We start from the raw sequence: 502 nt of genomic DNA, 5'->3' as shown, positions 1-502 counted from the left end.
ATCGATGGAAGATAGTCGCTACAGCGGCATCTGACCCGGAGACAACCTATCCACAGCGATTCAATTAGTGAGCTACGTAAAGTCCGTGAACTTTACCATTATTGTAGTCAAAGGAATGCTCAATAATCTTGTAGAACTCATCATCATTGAGCTCAAACTTCCTGAAAATTGAGTACGATACAAGATCCGCAAGCTGAATCAACCTTGACGCCTTGGAATCCAAAAACAAAGGCACTTCAGAGAAGTTACGAAGTTTTCCATATCCATATCCAGTATCTTTAAACGTACGAGCAAGAGACTGAATACTTTTCTCTGTTGACGATTTATCAAAAATGGCCACCCCTCGAGATGTTGCTCCTTGGTAATGTAATCGGCTCAAATACATGTCGAAACGAGACGATATCTGATAAAAAGATTCTGTTATTACGTCCTTTCCACCTAAGGATCCCTTGGGTACAACACACGCAAATATACGGATATCCCGATGCTTTTGAGTCAGGAG

1 protein-coding gene is annotated in these 502 nt (G+C 41.4%); it reads right to left on the bottom strand.

The genetic code is table 11. The features are described from left to right. Positions 1–64: 64 nt before the first annotated feature. Positions 65–502: DUF3800 domain-containing protein (locus tag PKE79_RS16650; RefSeq protein ID WP_271174810.1), on the bottom strand; the 438-nt coding region annotated here is incomplete at its 5' end.

Source organism: Microbacterium barkeri, assembly GCF_027921765.1.
GTDB classification, from domain to species: Bacteria; Actinomycetota; Actinomycetes; order Actinomycetales; family Microbacteriaceae; genus Microbacterium; species Microbacterium barkeri.
Note: the sequence above shows the minus strand (reverse complement) of the source record. Positions and strands in the feature narration are given on the sequence as shown.